Source organism: Kitasatospora sp. NPDC096147 (assembly GCF_044763225.1).
Classification (GTDB): Bacteria; Actinomycetota; Actinomycetes; order Streptomycetales; family Streptomycetaceae; genus Kitasatospora.
In genome coordinates, this window is sequence record NZ_JBIWFX010000002.1 from 455,996 (window position 1) to 472,413 (window position 16,418).

General features: G+C 73.7%; 16 protein-coding genes. 10 read left to right on the forward strand and 6 right to left on the reverse strand.

From position 1 onward, the window contains the following. The first annotated feature begins 59 nt into the window (after positions 1 to 59). Together sbnB and ACIRBX_RS07580 are read left to right on the forward strand one after the other, a co-directional pair. Positions 60 to 1,067 (forward strand): 2,3-diaminopropionate biosynthesis protein SbnB, encoded by a 1,008-nt coding sequence (gene sbnB / locus ACIRBX_RS07575; protein WP_402294372.1) that lies wholly within the window; start codon positions 60 to 62, stop codon positions 1,065 to 1,067. Then, entirely contained in the window at positions 1,061 to 2,950 is a 1,890-nt protein-coding gene (locus tag ACIRBX_RS07580) for an FAD/NAD(P)-binding protein (protein WP_402294373.1), read from the forward strand. The genes sbnB and ACIRBX_RS07580 overlap by 7 nt, the downstream gene beginning before the upstream one ends. A 112-nt stretch (positions 2,951 to 3,062) precedes the next feature. Here the strand turns inward: ACIRBX_RS07580 and ACIRBX_RS07585 are convergent, their stop codons facing one another. Both ACIRBX_RS07585 and ACIRBX_RS07590 read right to left on the reverse strand, forming a co-directional pair. After that, on the reverse strand, positions 3,063 to 3,698 hold the full coding sequence (locus ACIRBX_RS07585; protein ID WP_402294375.1) for a response regulator: 636 nt from the start codon (positions 3,696 to 3,698) through the stop codon (positions 3,063 to 3,065). Between the two features lie 94 nt (positions 3,699 to 3,792). Beyond that, positions 3,793 to 4,998 carry a sensor histidine kinase gene (locus ACIRBX_RS07590; protein WP_402294377.1) on the reverse strand — a complete coding sequence of 402 codons (1,206 nt, stop codon included), beginning with the start codon at positions 4,996 to 4,998 and terminating at the stop codon, positions 3,793 to 3,795. A gap of 297 nt (positions 4,999 to 5,295) precedes the next feature. Here ACIRBX_RS07590 and ACIRBX_RS07595 point away from each other — a divergent pair, with 297 nt between their 5' ends. The 3 genes from ACIRBX_RS07595 (at position 5,296) to ACIRBX_RS07605 (ending at position 6,936) form a co-directional block, all read left to right on the forward strand. Beyond that, a complete protein-coding gene (locus ACIRBX_RS07595; protein ID WP_402294379.1) occupies positions 5,296 to 5,784 on the forward strand; it encodes a GNAT family N-acetyltransferase in 489 nt (162 codons plus the stop codon). Between the two features lie 104 nt (positions 5,785 to 5,888). Further along, positions 5,889 to 6,314, forward strand: a complete 426-nt coding sequence (locus ACIRBX_RS07600; RefSeq protein ID WP_402294381.1) for a PPOX class F420-dependent oxidoreductase — start codon at positions 5,889 to 5,891, stop codon at positions 6,312 to 6,314. Positions 6,315 to 6,348: 34 nt separating this feature from the next. Next, a complete protein-coding gene (locus ACIRBX_RS07605) occupies positions 6,349 to 6,936 on the forward strand; it encodes a flavodoxin family protein (RefSeq protein WP_402294383.1) in 588 nt (195 codons plus the stop codon). Positions 6,937 to 6,993: 57 nt separating this feature from the next. Here the strand turns inward: ACIRBX_RS07605 and ACIRBX_RS07610 are convergent, their stop codons facing one another. After that, positions 6,994 to 7,725, reverse strand: a complete 732-nt coding sequence (locus ACIRBX_RS07610) for an aquaporin (RefSeq protein WP_402294384.1) — start codon at positions 7,723 to 7,725, stop codon at positions 6,994 to 6,996. Between the two features lie 171 nt (positions 7,726 to 7,896). On the opposite strand from ACIRBX_RS07610, the gene ACIRBX_RS07615 reads away from it, so the two are divergent. Continuing rightward, positions 7,897 to 8,667, forward strand: coding sequence for a MerR family transcriptional regulator (locus ACIRBX_RS07615; protein ID WP_402295262.1), 771 nt, complete (start codon positions 7,897 to 7,899; stop codon positions 8,665 to 8,667). A gap of 100 nt (positions 8,668 to 8,767) precedes the next feature. Here the strand turns inward: ACIRBX_RS07615 and ACIRBX_RS07620 are convergent, their stop codons facing one another. Then, positions 8,768 to 9,811 (reverse strand): helix-turn-helix domain-containing protein, encoded by a 1,044-nt coding sequence (locus ACIRBX_RS07620; protein WP_402294388.1) that lies wholly within the window; start codon positions 9,809 to 9,811, stop codon positions 8,768 to 8,770. Positions 9,812 to 9,949: 138 nt separating this feature from the next. On the opposite strand from ACIRBX_RS07620, the gene ACIRBX_RS07625 reads away from it, so the two are divergent. From ACIRBX_RS07625 to ACIRBX_RS07640, 4 genes are all read left to right on the forward strand, one after another. After that, positions 9,950 to 10,468 (forward strand): rhodanese-like domain-containing protein, encoded by a 519-nt coding sequence (locus tag ACIRBX_RS07625; protein ID WP_402294390.1) that lies wholly within the window; start codon positions 9,950 to 9,952, stop codon positions 10,466 to 10,468. A gap of 173 nt (positions 10,469 to 10,641) precedes the next feature. Continuing rightward, the gene (locus tag ACIRBX_RS07630) at positions 10,642 to 10,932 is read left to right on the forward strand and encodes a hypothetical protein (protein WP_402294392.1); all 291 of its coding nucleotides are present in this window, start codon (positions 10,642 to 10,644) and stop codon (positions 10,930 to 10,932) included. 145 nt (positions 10,933 to 11,077) lie between these two features. Then, positions 11,078 to 11,725 carry an RNA polymerase sigma factor gene (locus ACIRBX_RS07635; protein WP_402294393.1) on the forward strand — a complete coding sequence of 216 codons (648 nt, stop codon included), beginning with the start codon at positions 11,078 to 11,080 and terminating at the stop codon, positions 11,723 to 11,725. After that, positions 11,722 to 13,110 carry a hypothetical protein gene (locus tag ACIRBX_RS07640; RefSeq protein WP_402294395.1) on the forward strand — a complete coding sequence of 463 codons (1,389 nt, stop codon included), beginning with the start codon at positions 11,722 to 11,724 and terminating at the stop codon, positions 13,108 to 13,110. The genes ACIRBX_RS07635 and ACIRBX_RS07640 overlap by 4 nt, the downstream gene beginning before the upstream one ends. 62 nt (positions 13,111 to 13,172) lie before the next feature. Here ACIRBX_RS07640 and ACIRBX_RS07645 read toward each other — a convergent pair whose 3' ends face one another. After that, positions 13,173 to 14,675: an aminopeptidase P family protein gene (locus ACIRBX_RS07645; protein ID WP_402294397.1), complete on the reverse strand. Its 1,503-nt coding sequence runs from the start codon at positions 14,673 to 14,675 to the stop codon at positions 13,173 to 13,175. A 140-nt stretch (positions 14,676 to 14,815) separates the two neighbouring features. After that, the gene (locus ACIRBX_RS07650) at positions 14,816 to 16,168 is read right to left on the reverse strand and encodes a PP2C family protein-serine/threonine phosphatase (protein ID WP_402294398.1); all 1,353 of its coding nucleotides are present in this window, start codon (positions 16,166 to 16,168) and stop codon (positions 14,816 to 14,818) included. Positions 16,169 to 16,418: the final 250 nt, after the last annotated feature.

Here is a 16,418-nt window from a genome sequence, read left to right on the forward strand (position 1 = left end):
CCGCTTCATCCGCACCTCACCCACCCTTCCCCAGTGCCCACGTGGCAAGGAGCAGCAGCGTGTTCGAGTTCAGCGTGATCGGCGGCAAGGCCGCCCGCGAGATCATCGGCCGGAACCGGCCCCGGATCGTCGAGCAGGTCCGCGAGACCTACCTGACCCACGAGGCCGGCGCGTCGGTCAACCCGGACAGCTACTTCCTGCGCTTCCCGGAGAAGCCGGACGCCCGGATCATCGCGCTGCCCGCCTTCCTCGGCGGCGGCCAGGAGGTGGCCGGGATCAAGTGGATCAGCAGCTTCCCGGCCAACATCGAGCAGGGCATCCCGCGCGCCTCGGCCGCCCTGCTGCTCAACGACTACGCCACCGGCTACCCGTACGCGGTGCTGGAGGCCTCCCAGATCAGCGCGGCCCGGACCGCCGCCTCGGCGGTGCTGGCGGCCGAGGTGCTCTCCGGCGGCCGTCGGGCCGAGCGGGTGGTGGTGGTCGGCGCGGGCATCATCGCCCGGAACATCCTGGAGTTCTTCCGGGCCCGTGAGTGGGAGTTCGGCAGCGTCCAGGTGCACGACCAACTCCCCCAGTACGGCGAGGCACTGGCCGAGTACACGGCCGTCGAGCTGGGCTGGGAGGCGGAGTTCGCCGCCGAGCTGGCCCCGGTGCTCAAGGGTGCCGACCTGGTGGTCTTCGCCACCACGGCGGGTGAGCCGTACGTGACCGCTCCGGACAGCTTCGCCCCCGGGCAGCTGGTGCTGAACATCTCGCTGCGCGACATCGCTCCCGAGCTGGTGCTCGGCTCGTACAACGTGCTGGACGACGTCGAGCACTGCATGAAGGCCAACACCTCTCCCCACCTGGCCGAACAGCTCACCGGGAACCGGGACTTCGTCACCGGCACGCTGGCCCAGGTGATCAACGGCGATGCGGTGGTGGGCGACGACAAGCCGGTGATCTTCTCGCCGTTCGGCCTCGGGGTGCTGGACCTCGCGGTCGGCCGGTTCGTGCACCAGGAGGCCCAGCAGTCCGGCCAGGCGGTCGAGATCGCCGACTTCTTCGGGGAGACCAAGCGGTGGTAGCCGACACGGAGCAGACGCAGGCACCGGCACCGGAGCAGACGCAGGAGCAGACGCCCGAGCGGGCCGCGGCCAGGATCGGCGTGATCGGGCTCGGCTCCCGCGGACTCGGGGTGCTAGAGCGCATCATCACCCTGGCCTCGCAGGAGAGTTGGGGGAAGCGCCCGGTCCGGGTCGAGCTGGTGGACCCGGTCGGCGACGGCAGCGGACTGCACGACCCGGAGCAGCCGGACTACCTGCTGCTGAACACGGTGGCCGCGCAGGTCTCGCACTTCCCCGAGGAGGCCACCGTCGGTGCGGCGGTCGGCGACCGGGGCACCGACCTCTACACCTGGGCCACCGGCCGCAGCCTCCGGCTGGCCGAGGACGGCTTCACCCTGGGTGCCTTCGGCCGCCCGGTCGCCCCGGACGACTACCTGCCCCGGCGGGTGCTCGGCGAGTACCTGGCCTGGTGCCTGCGCCGGACGCTGGCCCGAGCTCCCGAGCACGTCACGGTGGAGCTGCACCGGTCCACCGCGATCGCCCTCGACGACGGCCCGGACGGCGGGCGGACGATCACCCTGGAGGACGGCCGCCGGGTCGAGGTGGACCACGTCTTCCTGACCACCGGTCACACCCCGCCGGCCGAGCCGCCGCCCGGCCCCGGCAGTGAGCGGTACCTGCGGGAGATCTACCCGCTGCCGAGCCGGCTGGCCCGGATCGAGCCCGGCCAGACGGTCGCGCTCGGCGGCACCGGCCTGTCCGCGATGGACGCGCTGGCCGCGCTCACCGTCGGCCGGGGCGGCGAGCACGTGCCGGGCCCGGACGGCCGGCGCTGCTACCAGCCGAGCGGCCGGGAGCCGCAGATCCTGCTCTACTCCCGCACCGGCCTGCCGTTCCGGGCCCGGCCGGAGAACAACCGGCGCGGCGGCTACCTGCCGATCGCCTTCACCCGGCAGGCGATCGACCGACTGCGGGAGGCCCGGCCCGAGTTGGACCTGCGCGGGCAGGTGGAGCCGCTGATCCTCACCGAGATGCGGATCGCCTTCCACCGCCGCGCGGCCGCGCTCGGCGGCGGGGAGCAGCGGGAGGCGGCGGTGGAGCGCGCGCTCCGGGAGGCCCACGCGGCCGGCCGGATCGGCGCCGAGCTGGACCGACTCGACCGCGAGCAGGGCGACTTCGACCCGGTCGAGGTGCTGCACCCGCCGGTCGGTGGCACCGAGGGCCGTGACGCGTACCAGGACTGGTACCTGGGCCGGATCGACGAGGACCTGGCGCAGGCCCGGCTCGGCCTGGCCGGCAGCCCGGTGAAGTCCGCCCTGGAGGTGCTCCGTGACCTGCGCGACGTGATCCGCTACGCGGTGGACTTCGGCGGGCTGGACGAGAAGTCCCACGAGGAGTTCTACGGCAGCTACACCGGGGTGCTGAACCGGAACGTCACCGGACCCCAACTCGACCGGCACGCCGAGCTGTTGGCCCTGGTCGAGGCGGGCGTGGTGAGGATCCCGTTCGGCCCGGCGCCGACCGTGGAGTGGGACGGTGTCGGCTGGGTGGTCTCCTCCACCGAGCTGGCCACCCCGCACCAGGAGTGGGTGGACTGGCTCTGCCTGGCCACCTCCGGCCAGCCCGACGTGGAGCGCACCGCCAGCCCGCTGCTGCGCCAGCTCCGGGACAGCGGACGGATCCGCCGCCACCGCGCGGCCTCGCCGAGCAGCCGGGGCGTGGACGTCGACCGGGGCAACCAGCCGATCGGCGCCGACGGCACGGTCGACCGGCGGCTCTGGGTGCTCGGCCCGCTCTGCGAGGGCGCCACCTTCTACAACCACTACGTGCCCTCGCCCGGCGGCCCGAACCGCGCGCTGGCCGACGCCCACCGCTGCGTGGGCGACCTGTTCGACCGGCTCTGAGCCGCCCCGTCCGGCCGGACCGTTCTGCCCGGGCGGACCGATCCGCCCCTCCCGGCCCTCACCACGGATCCCCGCCGTGGTGGGGGCCGGGGCGCGTCCGCCGCCCGGGGCGTCAACGCAGCAGGCGGCGCTCCTTGGCGACCGCGACCGCGCCCGAGCGGGTGTCCACGCCGAGCTTGTCGTAGATCCGGCCGAGGTGGGTCTTCACGGTGGCCTCGCTGATGAACAGCGCCCGGGCGATCTCCCGGTTGCCCAGCCCCTGGGCCAGCTGGGCCAGGATCTCCTGCTCCCGGTCGGTGAGTTGGGGTGCCGGGGCGCGCAGCTGGGCCATCACCCGGGAGGCCACCGGCGGCGAGAGCGTGGTGCGGCCCTCGGCGGCGGCGTGGATCGCCGCGAACAGCTCCTCCGGCCGCTCCGCCTTCAGCAGGTAGCCCGTCGCCCCGGCCGCGATCGCCCGGTTGATGTCCGCGTCGGTGTCGTAGGTGGTCAGCACCAGCACGTACGGCGCGCCCGGCCGGCCGGCGATCCGGCGGGTGGCCTCCACCCCGTCGATGCCGTCGCCGAGTTGGAGGTCCATCAGCACCACCTGCGGCCGGAGCTTGGCCGCCAGCGCGATCGCCTCCTCCCCGCTGCCGGCCGCGCCGACCACCTCGATGTCGGGAGCGCTGCCGAGCAGGGCCAGCAGCCCGGCCCGGACCACCGCGTGGTCGTCGCAGACCAGCAGGCGGACGGGGGTGCTCTCGGTCATGGGTCCTCCGGTGGTGGGTGTGCTGGTCCGTGGGGGCGTCGGCGGTGGGGCGGGCCGGGGGTTGGTGGGCCGGGCGTGGAAGTGCCGGGCGTGGTCACGCGACGTCGGCAGGGGGTGAGAGCGGGACGGCGGCGGTGACCACGGTGCCCTCACCGGGAGCCGACTCCACCGTGAGCGTGCCGCCCAACTGCCGTACCCGGGCCCGCATCGCGGGCAGTCCGTGTCCCCGGGACGGGTCGACGTCGGCCGCCTCGGCGGTGGGCGGCAGACCCCGGCCGTCGTCGCCGATGTCCAGCACCACCTGGTCGCCGAGGTAGGTGAGGGTGAGCGCGGCGGTCCGGGCTCCGGCGTGCTCGCGGACGTTGGCCAGCGCACCCTGGGCGATCCGCAGCAGTGCACTGCGGACCGCGTCCGGGAGCGGGGCCGGGGTCCCCTCCAGATGGCAACGGACCGTCAGGCCGCTCTCCGCCGCCTCCCGGTCCGCGAGGGTGCGCAGCGCCTGGTCCAGCCCGACGCCGTCGGCCAGGTCGGCCGGGGTCAGGTCCCGGACGAAGCGGCGGGCCTCGGCCAGGCTGCGGGCGGCGATCGAGGTCGCGGTCCGGACGTGGGTCCGGGCGGTGGCGGGGTCGCTGTCCCAGACCCGGTCCGCCGCCTGGAGCAGCATCCGCTGGCTGGACAGGCCCTGGGCCAGGGAGTCGTGGATCTCGATGGCCAGCCGCTGACGCTCCGCCAGGACGCCCTCCCGGCGGTTGGTCTCGGCGAGCGCGCGGCGGGTCGAGACCAGGTCGGCGATCAGCGCGCGCTGGCGCTCCGCCTGACGTTCCATCTGGAGGAACACCACGGTGGCCAGGCCGGCCACGGCGGGCGGTGCGAGCAGGGTGACGGGATCGATGCCGTCCGCGAGTTGCTGCTCCGCGTACATCACCAGCCCGGTCAGCACGGCCACCAGCGGCACGGCGGCCCTGGCCGGCAGCGTCCGCAGCGCCGTGTAGATCAACGGCACCGCGCACCAGGCGAAGCTCGGCGCCAGCAGCACCAGCACGGTCCACAGCCCCGCCACCACCGCCAGCCGGGCGATCCGGACGGCCCGGCCGCCCCGCAGCCCGCCGGCCCCGGGCACCTCGGGCAGCTGCGCCAGCGCCAGCGCCAGGCTCAGCCCGATCACCCAGCCGGCCCGGCCGCTGTCCCCGTGCCGAAGCAGGTACCGGGTCAGCGAGGCGCCCAGCAGCAGCAGGAACGCCCCGTACATCACCACGGTCAGCCGCCCACCGCCGCGCTCGGTCCCACTCGTCTCGCTCACCGTTCCATCCTCACCCGAAGCAGCGGGGAAGGAGGTCAACCGATCGGCTGACACCCGCCCACGCCGGGCCCGGGGGTGACGGTGTGCGGCCTCGGCGGGGCAGGGGCGGTGGAGCCGGTCGGGATCCGGGTGGCCCCTGCGGCGGAGCTCGGTGGCGGAGGTAGGTGGCGGAGCTCGGTGGCGGCCGGGCCGGTGGCGGTGCCGCCTGCCGCCGTCCGTTCCGCGGGTACCGCGGGTGGGCCCGTCCACGGCGGCCGACATACTGGCGTCCTCCCATCACCGGACGACGGAGCAGAGATGACCGACTTCACCATCGAGACCGCCAGGCTGCGCCTGCGCCCGTTCACCACGGCCCAGGCCCGCCTGGTGGCCGACGGCACCGAGCGATCGGCGGAGTGGAGCCCGGGGTACCCGAGGGAGGACGACCGGGACGTGGCCCGGATGGTCCTCGGGCTGCCGGCGGGCGATCCGCTGTACGCGCCGCTGCAGATGGTGCTGCTGAGTACCGGTCAGGTGATCGGCGGGCTCGGGCTCTTCGGGCCGCCGGACGGGGAGACCGGCACGGTGGCCTTCGGCTACGGCGTGGCCCCGGAGGCGGAGGGGCAGGGGTACACCACCGAGGCGGTCCGGGCCCTGCTCGACCGGGCGTTCGCCGAGGAAGGAGTCCGTCGCGCGGTGGCGGACACCACCCACGACAACACGGGCTCCCAGCGGGTGCTGGAGAAGAGCGGCCTGCACCGCACCGGGTCGGACGGGACGCTCCACTACTACGCGATCGAGGGCTGACCCGGAGCCGTTCCCACGGCCCGCGTACCCGTCGACCCGGCCCCGCCTGACCCGCCTGCCCTGCCGGGCTGGCCCCGGCGGGGCGGCTCGGCCAGGATGGGGCCATGCCTCAGATGACCGAGACCGAGTGGCGCGCCTTCCTCTCCGCCGGCACCCGTACCGGCAAGCTCGCGACCACCCGGGCGGACGGCAGCCCGCACGTGGCGCCGGTCTGGTTCCTGCTCGACGGGGACGAGTTGGTGTTCAACACGGGTGCGGAGACGGTGAAGGGGCGCAACCTGGCGCGGGACGGCCGGGCGGTGCTCTGCGTGGACGACGACCGGCCGCCGTTCGACTTCGTCACCGTGCGGGGCCGGGCGAAGCTCAGCGAGGACCTCGACGAGGTGCGGCTCTGGGCGGGCCGGATCGCCGCCCGCTACATGGGCGAGGACCGGGCCGAGGAGTACGGGGCGCGCAACGGCGTGCCCGGCGAGCTGCTGGTGCGGATCGCGATCGAGAAGGTGATCGCGGTCAGCCGAGTGGCCGACTGACCAGGCCGGGCGCGGCCCGCCGTACGATCGCCGGATGACCACCGAACCCGCTTCTCCCGAAGCCCCGTTGACGGACCGTCGCTTCCTCTTCCTGCTCGGCTCGGTCCGCGAGGACGGCAACTCGGAGCAGCTCGCCCGGCTGGCCGCCGAGCACCTTCCGGCCGGGGTCGAGCAGACCTGGCTGCGCCTGGCGGACCTCCCGCTGGAGCCCTTCACCGACGTCCGGCACACCGGCGACGGCACCTACCCCGCACTCACCGGCAACGCCCTCACCCTCTTCGAGGCGACCGCCCGGGCCACCGATCTGGTGATCGTCTCGCCGCTGTACTGGTACACCGTCTCCACCAGCACCAAGCTCTACTTCGACCACTGGTCCGGCTGGTTCCGGGTGCCGGGCTCGGACTTCCGGGCACGGATGAAGGGCACCACGCTCTGGAGCGTCACCTCGCACTCCGGCGACCGCTCCGACGTGGACCCGCTGATCGGCACCCTGAAGCTGACCGCCGGCTACATGGGCATGCCCTGGGGCGGCGCCCTGCTCGGCAACGGCACCCGCCCGGGTGACGTGCACCGGGACGAGCTGGCCCTCACCGAGGCGAAGGGCTTCTTCCAGGGGGCCTGACGCCGCCTCGGTTCCGTTGCCGTCCCGTTCACGGTCCGTCAGCCCGATCCGGCGGGCTCAGCCCCGCAGCTCGGGGACGAGTTCGCGGGCGTCGTCCGGGGCCCGGTGCCGGGGCCGGCCGAACAGGACCGGCACCAGCGCCAGGCCGAGGACGGCGCCCGCCCCCTGGGCCAGCACGAAGGCGGGCACCGAGGCCGGGGCGATGCCGGTGTAGCTGTCGCTCAGCGAACGGGCCAGGGTGAGCGCGGGGTTGGCGAAGCTGCCGGAGGAGACCGCCCAGCAGGCGGCGCCGATCCAGGCGGCCACCGCGACCGGTGCGTAGCGCTCCCGGCCGGTCCGCAGCAGGCCGAAGACCAGCAGCACCAGGCCGCCGGTGGCCACCGCCTCGGCCAGCCAGAGGTGCGGGCCGGCCAGCGGCCGGGCGGCGGCGGCCAGCACCGGCTGCCGGTGCATCAGATTGGCCAGGGCGGCGCCCGCCACGCCGCCGAGCAGCTGGGCGAGCACGTAGCCGCCCAACTCGGCCAGGGTCAGGCCGGTGCAGCCGCGCCGGTCGGTCCACCAGGCGGCGGCCGAGACCAACGGGTTGAGGTGGGCACCGGAGACCGGCCCGAGCAGGGTGATCAGCACGGCCAGGGCCAGCACCGAGGCCAGCACGTTGGCCAGGAACCGCACGCCGCCGTCGGGGCTCAGCTCGGCGGCCCGGATGCCGGAACCGATCAGGACGGCGGCCAGCACGGCGGTGCCGAACGCCTCGGCGGCCAGCCGCCGGGCGAGTGAGGGTGTGGTCATGGCGTCATGATCGGGGCGCCCCGGCGGCCGGACAATAGGGCGGTAGGCCAAGGTCAGCGGCCGTACGCGGGCTCCGCTCGGAGACTCGTACGGCGTGCGCCCGCGTACCGGCTTGACCCTCACGCGACGTGAGGCCGGAGGCTGGGGCCAGTGAAGGAGGGAGCGGCCGAGATGGGCAGCGCGTACTCGGTGGGGCAGGTCGCCGCCGTCGCCAAGGTGACGGTGCGGACCCTGCACCACTACGACGAGATCGGGTTGCTGTCGCCGGAGGGCAGGACCCCGGCCGGGTACCGCCGGTACCGGGACGAGGACCTGGACCGGCTCCAGCAGATCCTGTTCTACCGCGAACTCGGCTTCTCCCTCGACGAGATCGCGGCCATCCTGGACGACGCTTCGGCGGGGCCGACCGAGCACCTGCGTCGGCAGCACGCGCTGCTGCAGGGCCGGATCGGCAGGCTCCAGGAGCTGGCGGCGGCAGTGGAACGAGCCATGGAGGCGAGCACGATGGGAATCCAGTTGACCCCGGAGGAGAAGTTCGAGGTCTTCGGTCAGGACTACCAGGAGAGTTGGGAGACCGAGGCCGAGCAGCGCTGGGGCGGCACCGACGCCTGGAAGGAGTCGCAGCGCCGGACCGCGCGGTACACCAAGGAGGACTGGGCCACGCTCCAGCAGGAGCAGGCCGCGCTGAACGAGCGACTGGCCGCCGCGATGAACGCGGGGGTCGACCCGGCCGGCGCGGACGGCATGGCGCTGGCGGAGGAGCACCGGCTCCAGATCACCGGTGCCTTCTACGACTGCGGCCACGAGATGCACCGCTGCCTCGGCGAGATGTACGTCGCGGATCCCCGTTTCACGGCGACCTACGACAAGGTGGCCCCCGGCCTGGCGCACTGGCTGCGGGATGCCATCGTCGCCAACGCGGATGCGCACAAGGAGAGTTGACCGAGGTCCGGGGCGGAGTCGGAGCCGTCCCCGGCCAGGGGTCGGGCCAGGAGTCGGGCCACGAGTCGGGCCAGGGTCCGGGCCGGGAATCGGCCGGGGCTCAGGCCACGCCCCGGCCGAAGGCCCGCCGGTATGCGGTGGGGGAGGTCCGCATGGTGCGGCCGAAGTGGTGCCGGAAGGTGGCGGCGGACTCGAAGCCGACCGCCGCCGCGATCTCCTCCACCGTCCCCTCCGGGGACTCCAGCAGGGCGAGGCTGGCCGCGATGCGCTGGGTGATCACCCAGCGCATCGGGCTGGTGCCGTTGCGGGCGGTGAAGTGCCGCAGGTAGGAGCGGTCGGACATCCGGGCGGCCCGGGCCAGCCGGGTGATGGTGAGCGGGGTGGCCAGGTGGTCCAGCGCCCACTGCATGGAGCGGGCGATGCCGTCGTCCTCCTCCTCCACCGGCCGCACCGCCGCCTCGATGAACTGCGCCTGCCCGCCGTCCCGGTGCGGCGGGACGACGAACCGGCGGGCCACCGTGTTGGCCACCTTGGCACCGTGGTCACTGCGCACCAGGTGCAGGCAGAGGTCGATGCCGGCCGCGCTGCCGGCGCTGGTGAGCACCGAGCCGTTGTCCACGTAGAGCACGTCCGGGTTGACCTTCACGGTGGGGTGGCGCTGCTGGAGCAGCTCGGCGTACCGCCAGTGGGTGGTGGCCTCCCGGCCGTCGAGCAGCCCGGCGGCGGCCAGCGCGAAGGCGCCCGAGCAGATCGAGACGATCCGGGCCCCGCGCTCGTGCGCGGTGCGCAGCGCGGCGACCAGCCCGGGGGAGACCTCGCCGCTGAACGCGTTCGGCACCCCGACCACCATCACGGTGTCGGCGGCGGCCAGTTCGTCCAGCCCGTGATGGGCCATCAGCGAGAAGCCGCCGACCGCTCCGAGCAGCTGCCCGGGCCGGTCGGCGCAGATCTTCAGCCCGTACCAGGGAGCGGCCAGCAGCCCGGCCAGCTCCGGCCGGGCCAGGCCGAACACCTCGACCACCACGCCGAGTTCGAACGGGGCCATGCCGTCGAAGGCGTACACCGCGATGGTGTGCACCGGCTCGGGGCGGGGGCCGATGCTGACCGGCACGACGGGGCGGGGAGAGGGGGTGTGGTCGGCCATCGGTGCTCCTGGCGCGGCGGTGCGGGTTGGCGGGATCTTGGCGAGTGTAGTCGTGGGCGCCACTGTCGGGGGCGGGTGTCCGGATCGGAAGATCGTCATGTCGGAAAGAGCGCACACCAGCCCACCAGGAGCCCGCAGATGACCACCGCCACCACCTCCGTGACCGCCACCGCCGCTGAGGCCGTCATCGCCACTGAGGCCGCGATGAGCACCGCCACCTACGCCGGCTCGCTGGGCGCCACGATCTCCCCCGAGCGGGCCTTCGCCTTCCATGCCGAGCGGCTCGGCTGCCAGGCCGACCCGGCCGACGTCTGGTACGCGATGCGGGACGGGAAGCAGGACTTCACCGTCCTGGACGTCCGGGCCGAGGGCTCGCACCGCAAGGCCCACCTCCCCGGCGCGATCAGCCTGCCGCTGGCCGAGATCACCGCCGAGCGGGTGGCCGAGCTCCCGGCCGGCCTGCTGGTGGTCTACTGCTGGGGCCCGGCCTGCAACGGCTCCACCAAGGGCGCGATGAAGCTGGCCGCGCTCGGCCGCGAGGTCAAGGAGATGATCGGCGGCCTGGAGTACTGGGTCCGCGAGGGCTGGCCGACCGAGGGCCGGCGGGCGATCGACCCGGCCAAGGCCACCCCGAACGACCTCGGTCTGGTGTGCTGAACTGCGGCGATGCCGCCTCTGGCAGTCGGCCGAAAAATATTCTGAGGTCACCTGCAACCCCCCGGGGGGATGCGCGTCTATCAGGGTGGGAGCAAGGGGAGCCGGGAGTACGGCCGAGCCCGGCGGCTCTCATCCACTGACGAAGCATCAACCGCCCTGGGGGGGACTGCGCCGTGAACGCGCCCGTTTTCAGCCGTTTCGCGAAGAACATCACCGTCTCGTCGGCCGTCCCGGCCTCGCTCGGCCTGGCGGGCTGCTCCGCTTCGCAGCCCACGGCCCTGGTCGGTGCCCCGCAGGCCCCCTCGGCCGCCGCCCCGGTCGCCCCGCCCGCCCCCGCTGCGCCGCCCGCCGCCGGAGCGCAGCACGACTACGTCTTCCGGATCGGCACCGGCCGGGCCCGGGTCCTCGACTACACCGTCGGCGCCGTCGGTGACCAGCACCCGAGCGCCCCGATCCGCTTCTGACCCCCCCGGCACGACAACCTGCCACCGGGCAGCGGCCCCCACCGCGCCCGGTGGCACAATCGCGCACGTCGAAGATCATCCGAGAAGACACTGACTACGGCGCCCGCCGATCGACGGGCGCCTCGGGGGAAACGGACGAAGAAGCATGTCCATAGCGATCGCACCCGCCCGGGGATCCTCCGGCGCGGGTGTGCTCAGGGGGTTCCGGAAGCTGCTGTTCGGCACGGAGGCCGCCGAACCGTACTCCTCCTCGGAGACCAGCCCCAAGCTCCGGGTGATCCGGGGCGTCGGCACCCCCGGTTCCGAACGCCCCACCCTCACCGAGCTCTACCATGCGCACCGGCTCGGCCTGGTCCGGATGGCCATCCTGCTGGTGGACCGGCAGGACATCGCCGAGGACGTGGTGCAGGACGCCTTCGCCGCCCTCTACCAGCGGCACGGCGAGAACCTGGACGACCTGGAGAACGCGCTCGGCTACCTGCGCACCTCCGTGGTGAACGGCGCCCGCTCCGTGCTGCGCCGCCGCAAGACCGCCCGTGACTACGTGCCGCCGCACGAGGCCGACGCCGCCTCGGCGGAGGAGCAGGCCGTGCTCAACGACGAGCACCGCCGGGTGCTGGTGGCACTGCAGGAATTGACCCCCCGTCAGCGTGAGGTGCTGGTGCTGCGGTACTGGTCCGACTTCTCCGAGGCGCAGATCGCCGAGACCCTGGGGCTCTCCCGGGGTGCCGTGAAGTCGACCGCCAGCCGGGCCCTGGACGCCCTGGAGAAGCAACTGGAGAAGGCCCGATGACCGATAAGCCGAGTGATCCCCACAGGCTCGAATCGCCGACCGAGCAACTCCTGCGGGCCGCCCTGGCCGCCCGCGCCGACCAGGTCACCGCGCAGGGCCTGCGCCCCGCCGACCCGCCGACCAAGCGGATGCGCCGGATCCGCCCGTTCCACGTGGTCACCACCATCGCCATGTTCGGCCTGGCCGCCAGCCTGGTGGTCGGCCTGCTCACCACCCGTACCGAGACGGTCGCCGACGCCAACCCGGCAGCCACCCTCTCCCAGTCCCCCTTCCCCTCCCTCACCCCCACCGACAGCCCGAGCCCGACCGACACCCCCACCCCGAGCCCGAGCCCGAGCGCCACCCCGACCGGTGACGTCCTCCCGGGGGGCGAGCCGTCCCCGAGCGGCGCCGCATCGGCCACCACCAGCCAGCCCCCTAGCACACCACCCCCGACCTTCAAGGACTTCCAGAAGATCAAGGTCTTGGTGCCAGCCGGGTGGACCGTCGGTAAATCGGACACGAACAAACTCTGTCTGCGCACGCCGGACGTGCCGGTCACCGTCGGCGAGTGCCTCCCGAACGGTGTCTTCATTACTGCCTGGAACGTGGGTGACGAGCTGAACTGGCCCCTTGAGGCGGATGCGGACTCCGACAGCGGCTGGGCGCACCAGCCGATCTGCTTCGCACCGGAGAAGGCCGGCACGATGCCGACCGCCCAGCGTCTGATCGGTGCCCCGGAACGCTCGCTGCTGAAGATCGGCTCCAGGTACGTGAACAAGGTCCGTTGGCGGGTCGCCTGTGACGCCACGACGCAGTTCACTGCCCAGATGTGGAGCTTCCACAAGGAGCAGGTCTTTGTGAACGCCAACGGCCTGCCGGCGAAGTACCAGGCGGATCTGGAGTCGATCGTGGCCGGCCTGGATGTGAGCGGCCGTTCGGACCCGAGGCACACCACGGACGTGAAGGTCACCTTCGGCGAGTCCACGGTGACCCAGGAGGGCGACACCCGGGTGGTGACCTTCCCGGTGACCTGGGCCAACGTCAGCTCCACCGCCTACGCCTCGATCGAGCCGGTGGTGGCGGGTCGGCAGCCTGCGGACTCCGACGCGATGGCCAAGCAGCCCAACGGGACGCTGGAGCGCAAGGACGGTGAGCAGTGGAAGCAGCTGCCGATGCTCCGGGTGGGCGGCGGGATGGACTACGCCAGCACCGGGAAGGACGCGGCCTTCCCGCTCGCCCCGGGCAAGAGCCGCACGGTGACCTACCGGATGAAGCTCACCAACGTGTCGGACCTCCAGAGCATCCAGATGGTCGGTGGAGCCTATCTGCCCACGGCCGGAGGCGAGTTCAAGACGGTCGGCTCGGCGGGCGAGTCCCCGTACGTCAGTATCGGCCTGGGCTGAACCACCACGGCGACCGCACCTCCGTCCGGGGCGCGGTCGCCGTGGTCATGGGTGACGCGGCGTCAGCCGGTGAGGCGGGCCATCCAGGCCTCGACCTCGTCGGCCTGCCGGGGCAGGCCGGCCGAGAGGTTCTCGTTGCCCTCGGCGGTGACCAGGATGTCGTCCTCGATCCGGACGCCGATGCCCCGGTACTCCTCCGGCACGGTCAGGTCGTCCTGCTGGAAGTACAGGCCCGGCTCGACGGTCAGGCACATGCCCGGCACCAGGTCGGCGTCGACGTACTCCTCGCGGCGGGCGTGCGCGCAGTCGTGCACGTCCAGGCCGAGCATGTGGCCGGTGCCGTGCAGGGTCCAGCGGCGCTGGAGGCCCAGCTCCAGGACCTTCTCCACGTCGTACACCGAGGCGTCGATCAGGCCCCAGGCCAGCAGCCGCTCGGCCAGCACCCGCTGGGCCGCGTCGTGGAAGTCCCGGAACCGGCCGCCCGGCTTCACCGCCGCGATGCCCGCCTCCTGGGCGTCGTAGACGGCGTCGTAGATCTTCCGCTGGAGCGGGGTGAAGGTGCCGTTGATCGGCAGGGTGCGGGTGACGTCGGCGGTGTAGAGGGTGTGGGTCTCCACGCCGGCGTCCAGCAGCAGCAGCTCGCCCGGGCGGACGTCGCCGTCGTTGCGGACCCAGTGCAGTGTGGTGGCGTGCGGGCCGGCGGCGCAGATCGAGCCGTAGCCGATGTCGTTGCCCTCGACCCGGGCGCGGCGCCAGAAGGTGCCCTCGATCCAGCGCTCGGAGGTGGTCACGGCCTGGCCCAACTCCCGCACCACGTCGGTGAATCCGTTGACCGTGGAGTCGCAGGCGGCACGCAGCTCGCCGATCTCCCAGTCGTCCTTGACCAGCCGCAGGCCGCTCAGGAAGGTCTTGAAGTCGGCGTCCTTCTCCTCCTCCGTCACCTCCGCGAGCGCGCTCTCCAGGGCGGCGTCGTAGCCGCGCACCAGGACGGTCGGCGCGGCCGGGGCGGCCTGCAGCTCCTCGACGGCCTTGCGGACGTCGCGGCAGGGCAGGCCGAGCAGCTGCTCGGCCTCGGCCAGGCTGTGCCGGCGGCCGACCCAGAGCTCACCGTTGCCGTCGAGCCAGAACTCGCCGTTCTCCCGGTTGGAGCGCGGCAGCAGGTAGAGGTGGAAGTCGTGGCCGGAGCCGCCCTCGCGCGGCTCGCCGACCAGGATCGCGTCCTCGGTCTGGTCACCGGTCAGGTGCACGTACTCGCTCGCGGCGCGGAACGAGTACTCGGTGTCGTTGGCCCGGGTGCGCAGGTTCCCGGCCGGGACCACCAGCCGGACGCCCGGGTGGGCGGCGGACAGCGCGGCGCGCCGGGCCGCCGCGTACGGGGCCTGGGCGACGGGCTCCAGGCCGCGCAGCTCGGTGTCGGCCCAGCCGGACTTCATCGAGGCGGCCAGCTCGTCCGAGACGTCGCCGTAGAGGCCGTTCTTCCGGCCCTTGACCGGCTGCTCCTCGGTGTCCTCGCCCACGGCACCCTCGGGGTTCTCGGCTGCTGCGGGGCTGCGGTCCTCGGTCACTACGTCGCCTCCTTGCGATGTGGTCCCGCCTCGGCGCGTCGGATCGCGACGCACGTGGGCGGCCGTCGGCCCCCATGGTACGGATCGCCACCGAACTGCTGACCGGGTGCCGCCGGAGTTTTCGCCTCCCGGCCGGCCGCTCAGTCGAAGCGGGCCGCCAGCAGCACCAGGTCGTCGGAGCCGCCGTCCGGTCCGGCCGCGGCCAGCAGGTGGGCGCAGAGCCGGTCCGGATCGGCCCGCACCTCGCGCGGCGCGTCGGCGGCGGCCCGGCGCAGCGCGTTCTGCCCGGCGTGCAGGGTCGGGCCGAGCCGGCGGGCCAGACCCTCGGTGTAGAGCACCAGCACGTCGCCGACCGCCGCCTCCACCTCGATGCCGGGCGCCTCCCAGCAGCTCAGCATGCCGAGCGGCGCGGACAGCGAGGTCTCCACGAACTCGGCGCCCTGCCGGGTCAGCAGGACCGGCGGGCAGTGCCCGGCCCCGGCCAGGGTGATCCGGCGCTCCTCGGGCTGCACCCAGGCGTACAGCGCGGTCGCGGTCCGGGCCGGTTCGGTGGTCTTGAGCAGCAGCTCCAGATCGCCGAGCACCGAGACCGGGTCCTCACCCTCCAGCACCGCGTACGCCCGCAGCGCCGCCCGCACCCGGCCCATCGCGGCGGCGGCGCCGGGTGCGGAGCCGGGGCCGGCGCCCAGCCCGTCGCCGGCCACGCTGCCCACGGTGAGTCCGAAGGTGCCGTCGGGCAGCGGGATGGCGTCGTACCAGTCGCTGCCGGCCGAGTGCTCCAGCGCGGCGGGCAGGCAGCGGGCGGCCATCCGCAGACCGGCGCCGACCGGCAGCCGGTCCGGCAGCAGGCCCCGGCGCAGCGCCTCGGCCTGCTGCTCGGCCCGGTCCTGGTCGAGCTGGCGGGCCAGCAGCTCGGCCGCGAACTCGCAGTACCGGCGGGCCAGCAGCCGACGGCCCGGGTCGGGCTCGGCCGGTTCGTCGTAGAACCAGGCCGCCGCGCCCAGCGGTCCGTCCGCCCCGGTGGCCAACGGGAGGGCGAAGCAGGCGCCCAGGCCGAGCTGCCCGGCCACCTCGCGGAAGCGCGGCCCGGCCGCCGGGTCCTCGGCCAGGTCGGTGATCAGCAGCTGCCCGGACCCGCCGGGCTCGCTCAACAGCCCGGCGAACGGGCCGTGTTCGGCCGGGACGGTCTCCAGCGCGCCGAGCTCGGCCCGGTCCAGGCCGAGCCCGACCGGCCGGCCGGCGCCCCGGGCGGTGGTGGTGATCAGGCCACGCCGGGCACCGAGCAGGGCCGCGCCGGACTCCAGCACGGTGGCCAGCGTGTCGGCCAGGCCCCGGGCCCGGGAGAGCAGCTCGGTGTGCTCCTGGAGCACCGTCAGATCGGACAGCTGTCCGGCCAGCCGGTCCTGCAGGTCGGCCGTCCCACTGGTGGCCAGGAAGCCGAGGTCGGGCAGCACGGCGGTGGTCGCCGCTGCCGGTGGCTTGGCGTCGGTCATGTCCCAACTCCCCACACATTGGTACGTGTCACGCAGGACCCTCAGGACCGCCCAAAAGGATTGCTATGTCACTACTCGGCATCAATCCACCACTTGTACACAGGCCGAAAGGGGCATGTCCAGAATCGGGACAAGGCCGGATGGCTGGTTCTCGACCGCCCCGACCTGCCCGGACGCGCCCCCGGCCGGGCCCCGGTGGGGGCCGGGGTGCGGCGGCCGAACGGGTCCGGAGCGCCCGACGGCCCGTCAG

Bases quoted from the DNA above. Each gene is read 5' to 3' on its own strand.
- ACIRBX_RS07605 (WP_402294383.1), top strand. From the start codon at position 6,349: ATGACCACCGAACCCGCTTCTCCCGAAGCCCCGTTGACGGACCGTCGC.
- ACIRBX_RS07615 (WP_402295262.1), top strand. From the start codon at position 7,897: ATGGGCAGCGCGTACTCGGTGGGGCAGGTCGCCGCCGTCGCCAAGGTG.
- ACIRBX_RS07625 (WP_402294390.1), top strand. From the start codon at position 9,950: ATGACCACCGCCACCACCTCCGTGACCGCCACCGCCGCTGAGGCCGTC.
- ACIRBX_RS07610 (WP_402294384.1), bottom strand. From the start codon at position 7,725: ATGACCACACCCTCACTCGCCCGGCGGCTGGCCGCCGAGGCGTTCGGC.
- ACIRBX_RS07585 (WP_402294375.1), bottom strand. From the start codon at position 3,698: ATGACCGAGAGCACCCCCGTCCGCCTGCTGGTCTGCGACGACCACGCG.
- ACIRBX_RS07600 (WP_402294381.1), top strand. From the start codon at position 5,889: ATGCCTCAGATGACCGAGACCGAGTGGCGCGCCTTCCTCTCCGCCGGC.
- ACIRBX_RS07640 (WP_402294395.1), top strand. From the start codon at position 11,722: ATGACCGATAAGCCGAGTGATCCCCACAGGCTCGAATCGCCGACCGAG.
- ACIRBX_RS07635 (WP_402294393.1), top strand. From the start codon at position 11,078: ATGTCCATAGCGATCGCACCCGCCCGGGGATCCTCCGGCGCGGGTGTG.
- ACIRBX_RS07650 (WP_402294398.1), bottom strand. From the start codon at position 16,168: ATGACCGACGCCAAGCCACCGGCAGCGGCGACCACCGCCGTGCTGCCC.
- ACIRBX_RS07595 (WP_402294379.1), top strand. From the start codon at position 5,296: ATGACCGACTTCACCATCGAGACCGCCAGGCTGCGCCTGCGCCCGTTC.
- ACIRBX_RS07620 (WP_402294388.1), bottom strand. From the start codon at position 9,811: ATGGCCGACCACACCCCCTCTCCCCGCCCCGTCGTGCCGGTCAGCATC.